5 protein-coding genes and 1 pseudogene are annotated in these 5,059 nt (G+C 67.5%); all 6 read right to left on the reverse strand.

Annotated features, from left to right (window positions below):
* Positions 1 to 267, reverse strand: a pseudogene (locus tag DH10_RS33640) (type VI secretion system protein TssL); the annotation flags it as partial.
* A 4-nt stretch (positions 268 to 271) separates the two neighbouring features.
* Positions 272 to 1,606: a type VI secretion system baseplate subunit TssK gene (gene tssK, locus DH10_RS33645; protein WP_192254510.1), complete on the reverse strand. Its 1,335-nt coding sequence runs from the start codon at positions 1,604 to 1,606 to the stop codon at positions 272 to 274.
* A gap of 37 nt (positions 1,607 to 1,643) precedes the next feature.
* Positions 1,644 to 2,096, reverse strand: a complete 453-nt coding sequence (gene tssJ, locus DH10_RS33650; protein WP_192254512.1) for a type VI secretion system lipoprotein TssJ — start codon at positions 2,094 to 2,096, stop codon at positions 1,644 to 1,646.
* Between the two features lie 3 nt (positions 2,097 to 2,099).
* A complete protein-coding gene (gene tagH, locus DH10_RS33655) occupies positions 2,100 to 3,551 on the reverse strand; it encodes a type VI secretion system-associated FHA domain protein TagH (RefSeq protein WP_192254514.1) in 1,452 nt (483 codons plus the stop codon).
* Positions 3,551 to 4,615: a type VI secretion system baseplate subunit TssG gene (gene tssG, locus DH10_RS33660; protein ID WP_192254516.1), complete on the reverse strand. Its 1,065-nt coding sequence runs from the start codon at positions 4,613 to 4,615 to the stop codon at positions 3,551 to 3,553. The genes tagH and tssG overlap by 1 nt, the downstream gene beginning before the upstream one ends.
* Positions 4,579 to 5,059: type VI secretion system baseplate subunit TssF (locus tag DH10_RS33665; RefSeq protein WP_192385821.1), on the reverse strand; the 481-nt coding region annotated here is incomplete at its 5' end. The genes tssG and DH10_RS33665, both read right to left, overlap by 37 nt.

A 5,059-nucleotide genomic window follows, 5' to 3' on the forward strand; every position in this document is an offset into this window, starting at 1 on the left:
AATTGCCGCATCGCGCGCCCGGACCAACTCGTCGAGCAGGCGCGTGCGCAGCACTTCAGGGTTCTCCGGGGCGAGGGCGCTTTCGAGCTCCGGCGCGAATTCGAGCAGCGGCGCGAAGGTGTTGATCAGCGTGTTGGGATGCGCGCGCGCCCGCTTCACCGGCGCGCCCGGCGCCAGCGGCGCAATCGGCCGCGGCGCGGCACCCGTCAGCCTGATGCGCGTGCGTTCGCGATCCTCCGACAGTCCGAAAGGATCATCCCGGCTCATGGCCTCACCTGTTCACCGAATAGCAGTCGACCTGCGGCTCGCTCGGCAGGACACCAGAAACGCCGATGACGAAACCGGGGGCGTCGAGCAGCGAGGCCCAATGCTCGCTCTTCTGGTCCAGCTCCAAGCACAACCGGTCGCCGTCATAAGGAATCTCGCGCGGTTGCGAATGCAGCGGCTTCAGCGGGATGCCGGGCAGGCGCGACTTCCACAGGCCCTCGAACTGGTCCGCCGAGCCGACGGTCGCCTGGTTGACGAAAATCTTGCGCAACGCGTCTTCCGACAGCTCGGAGCCGACGCGGATGACGATGCGGCTGGCGACCAAAAGCTTCGGATTGTCGATGCGAACCTTCCAGACATTGGTCGCGTGCCGCATGACCGGCAGCGCACGCGATTTCGGCTCGATATAGCGCAGGCTGAGGATCAGCGAGCGCAAGGCGTCGGCAAGCGCCATATAGGCCGGGCCGGGCGCCATGTGGTCATAGGCCGGCAGCTCGCCGAGCCTGCGCGAGCTGGAACCGTAGGTCGCCATTTCGCCGGCAAGGCCGGCAAGCTCGAGGTAAAGCTCGGCCGGATGGAAGACGTCCTGCGCCAGCATATGCGCGAGCCGCGGCCGCGCCGCGTTGGCGAGGTGAAGCATCAACAGGTCCTCGACGCTGCGGCCAGGGCCGCCCATCACCATCTTGCCGTGCGCCTCGGCGATCTGGTCGAGGCCGGTGACGACCTCCTGCAGCAACTGCCGGTACCAGGCGACGGCGCCTGTGATCAGGGTCGGCGGCAGGAAGGTCTCGTCGAGCGAGACGCCGCCGTCGGCGCGAACTCCCTTGATGTCGGCGACCGGCAGCGCGGTGTAGCCGCCGACCGATTTGCCGGGCGCAAGCAGCACCGCCTGCGGCCGGGCGATCTCGATCTCTTCCGGGTCCGAGCCGCCCTGCACGGCATCGCGCACCGAGACGATCTTGCCGTGATAGCGCGCGCCGGTCGACGCGGCATGCGCCGGGTCGAAACCGACGCCGCCGGGCGGCTCGAGCGGCAGCGCGACCAACACCGGGCCGGCACCTGTGTCGGCCGTGACCGGCAATGGTTTCGGCGCGTCCATCATTTCCGGGATGGAGAAGGGCGTGCCGTCCGGGAAGATGCCACGCGCCGACACGATCGAGACCTGGCCGGCGTCGAGCAGCGACTGGTCGAGCGTCAGCTGCTGGAAACCGAACGTGTGGAGCTGGCCGGCCTGCAACGCGCCGCGCACCATCGCCTCGAAGAACCGGTCCTGCTGCTGAAAGTGCTGGGTCCTCAAGAAGAGACCCTCGGACCACAGCACCCTGTTTGCGTCGCTCATGCTGCCACTCTCTGCACTGCCAACTGTTGTCGCGCCGTCAGGCGGAAATACCGCCCTTGCCGAGGCTGACGTTGATGGTGAATTTCGATCCCGGCGACACAGACTTGGTCGTGCGCCAGTTCCTGCCGCCAGGTTCGCGGATCAGCGCGACGAAGCCGAGCGCCGTCGCGTTCGGCTCGACCGTGATGGTCTTGGCCGCCATCTTGCCAGGCGCGACGGAGATCGAGTCGGATCCGATGAGATCGGCGCCGAGCGCCGAGCCCGCATCGCCCTGCAGCGCGAAATAGTCTGCCGAATTGAACTTGCCGGTGCTGGCAAGCCGCATCACCAGCACGGTCACCGGCCTGTCGCCGCCGCCCGGTCCCGGATTCATGCCGGCGCCACCGGTCACGTTGACCGAGATGACCGATGGTTTCGGCGGGCCGCTTTGGCAAGCCGCAAGCAGCCCCGTCGCGCCGAGGGCAACGATGAATTCGCGTCGATCGATCATGTCCTACTCCTCTTCGTAAGCATCCCTGAAGTCCGCGCCGATCTCGCCCAGGAAGCTCGATTCCGCGCTTTGGGCGATGTCGCGATGGCGTTTCTGGTAAAGCTCCCAGAGCTTGGCGTTGCGCCCGCCTGAAAGCAGGTTCCCGATCGCGGAATTGGATTTGAGCTCTTCCTCGATCGCCGCCGGATCGAAGCGGTCGATCATGCGCCGCAGCGCCGCCTGAACGCCGCGCCAGGCGCGCACATGGTGTTGCGCGAGATCCTTCACCGCATCGCCGATCGCCGCTTCGCCGGAGAGAAAACCCGGGCTGCGTTCCGAGATGATGGTGACGATGACATCCTCGACCGTCGGCAGGAATTTCAGCGGATTGACCTCGGAGGCTCCGACCATCGTCTGGGCGACGCGCGCGCTGCCCTTTTCCTCGGCGCGCTTGCGCAGGAGCTGCATCAGGCCGTCCAGCATCAGCCGGTACTCGCGCCCGAATTTTTCCATCTCGGCAATCGGATCGCGCCCGGGGAAATCGGCCTCCTCGACACCCATGCCGCGCAGGAAGGCGGCACGCAGCGCCATGTCGCCCGGTGCAGGCTGAACTGCGCGGGACGGCTTGGGCGCGGAAGCGGGGCGCGGCGGAGGAGAGGGCTCGGCCGCGCGCGCCGGCATATCCCACGTATGAGCGACATGCGGCTTTTCGGCCGGCTGTTCGCCATGACCGGCCGGTTGGGCGCCGTTGGCGGAGCCGGGCGCCGCAGCCGGTCCAAAGCTGAAATCACCATCGAAGCCGGCAGGTTTCGGCGCGGGCTCCGCCGTATCGCCGCGCGACGGCATGTCGCCGAAGCCGAACGGATCCGACCGGCCAGCCACGACATCGTCGTTCGACTGAGGTGTCGCAACCGGGTCGAGGCTGAACGGGTCGTCGAAGGCTGGCGAACTGCGCTGGTTCGAGGCGCGGTCATATGCGCCGGGCACAGGCTGCTCGAACGGGTCCGGCAGGTCGGCCGGCCGTGGCCGCCGCGGTTCTTCCTCGACCTTGGCCGAAAAGAAGTCGTCGCCGCCGATGCTGGGTGGAGTGCGCGGCTGAGGCGGCGACCATGCGGGGGCGGAATGGTTGGCGGCCTGGCCGACCGACGTCTGGCTCGCGCTTGGCTGAACCTCGACATAAAGGACGTAGTCGCCCAGCCTCAGTCGCATGCCGCTTTGCAGCCGTGTCGACCTGCCGGCGCCGAGCGGGCTGTCGGAATCGTCGATGAACAGCCCGCTGCTCGACGTGTCGGTGACGAAGTAGCCGTCGCGGCCGCCGCTGATCTTGCAATGCGCGCGCGAGACGAACATGTCCGGATCGTCGATCTGCCAGCCGGCATCGGCGCTGCGCCCGATCACCAGCTCGCCCTCGTCCAGCCGGGTCTGCCTGACCACCTGGGAGCGCGGACCTTGTTCGAGCGTCAGCAGCAGGCTCATCAGGCCGCCTCCGCCATTTCCGGCCGCCAGCCGACAATGGTGCGCAGCTTGAGATCGTCGGCGTCTCCCTTCGCGGCGGGGCGCGCAAGCCAGGAGGTTCGGCCGAGCTGGACGGTTCCGATCTTCGGCGGCGGCACGGCGTCGCGCGCAAGCACGATGCGCAAATCGACATCGAGCGCTTCACCGATCATATCGCGCACTGCTTTCTTGAAAAGGGCGAGGCGCCGTTGGCCGGGCAGGAACGACTTGAAGTCGTCGAGGCCGAGCGGGCCGACGCGCAATTCGATCCGGCTCTGGCGGCTGAAGACTCGCGGCCCGATCGTGGCCCCGCGCCCAAGCGCCGCATAGGCCTTGCCGACGCGGCTCTGCAGCGCCGCCGGTATGGTGATCCAGGAAGCGACGAACTCCTTGATCTCAACCGGCACCTTGAAGGCCGTGGCAAGCAACAGCGTCAGCCGCTCCGCGCCGTCGACCTGATTGGCCAGCGATCCGGCCTGGCGCAGCCGCACCGCGTCGAGCTCGGGATCCTGGGTGCCGGGAAGGCCGATCCCGGACATTGCTTCCAGCATGGCGCGGACGCGCCCGCCGATCGAGCGCTCGACCTGGACCGCCGGATGCGCGTCCGCCCAAGCACGATAGTAGAGCGCGATCATGCGATGTTGCAGGATGTTGACGAAGTCGACGAAGGTCGTGTCGCTGGTCTGCTCCGCGTCGGCGCCGGTGAACCAGCGCTGCGACAGCCGGTCGAGCACCCAGCGCGTCAGATGCAGCGGCATCGGCCCTTCGGGTCCCAGCAGCCCCAGATTGGCGACGGTAACCCGCGCAGGGCCCTTTTCGCCCGCATCCTGGAACTTGACCACGTCCCTGGCCGAAAAGCTCAGCCGCACATGCTGGCCGAGCCGCGCCGGTTCGCGATTGGCCTGGCCGGAATAGCCGAACAGCCCGCCTCTCTGCTCCAGCCGGCGCAGCAGCTCGAAGAAGTCGAAGCTTTCCGACAGCGTGTCGGCTTCGCTCGGAGCAGGCTTCGCTAGATCAGGTAGCGATTGCCGGGCGTCATCGGCCATGGCACATCCTCCTGCTTCTGCAGCAGCCGCGTGCGCGTCCGCACGAAGCCGTTTATTCCGGCGTGGCGGGCAAACAGCCGCGAAAGCAGGGCCGAAAGCAAAAGCGTGCTTTGCCCCGCCAGCACCGACTGGTCGACATGCAGCGTCACTTCCGTGCCCCGCCCGAAGCACATCGGACCGTCGATCTTGAGCCGCTCGATCACCGGGCGCGAGTCGATGCGGGTGATCGAATGCACGTTGCGGGCAAGGCTCGGATCGCCGCGATCGGCATAGAGATCGAGCAGCGCATGCAGCGGATCGACGCCGCGACCTTCCTTCGCCAGGCTCAAGAAGTTGAGCGAGAGCTGCGCCACCAGCCGCCAGGCGAGATTGTCGGCGCGGGATTCGCCTTCGGCGCCGGCCGGCAGCGAGGCAGGGATCGCCGGCTGCGGCGGCCGCAACGCG

The organism is Mesorhizobium silamurunense (assembly GCF_014843825.1).
In the GTDB taxonomy this organism is placed as follows: Bacteria; Pseudomonadota; Alphaproteobacteria; order Rhizobiales; family Rhizobiaceae; genus Mesorhizobium; species Mesorhizobium silamurunense.

What these genes read in the sequence shown, in the direction of transcription:
- tssK (WP_192254510.1), bottom strand. Translation starts at nt 1,606, where the DNA reads ATGAGCGACGCAAACAGGGTGCTGTGGTCCGAGGGTCTCTTCTTGAGG.
- tssG (WP_192254516.1), bottom strand. Translation starts at nt 4,615, where the DNA reads ATGGCCGATGACGCCCGGCAATCGCTACCTGATCTAGCGAAGCCTGCT.
- tagH (WP_192254514.1), bottom strand. Translation starts at nt 3,551, where the DNA reads ATGAGCCTGCTGCTGACGCTCGAACAAGGTCCGCGCTCCCAGGTGGTC.
- tssJ (WP_192254512.1), bottom strand. Translation starts at nt 2,096, where the DNA reads ATGATCGATCGACGCGAATTCATCGTTGCCCTCGGCGCGACGGGGCTG.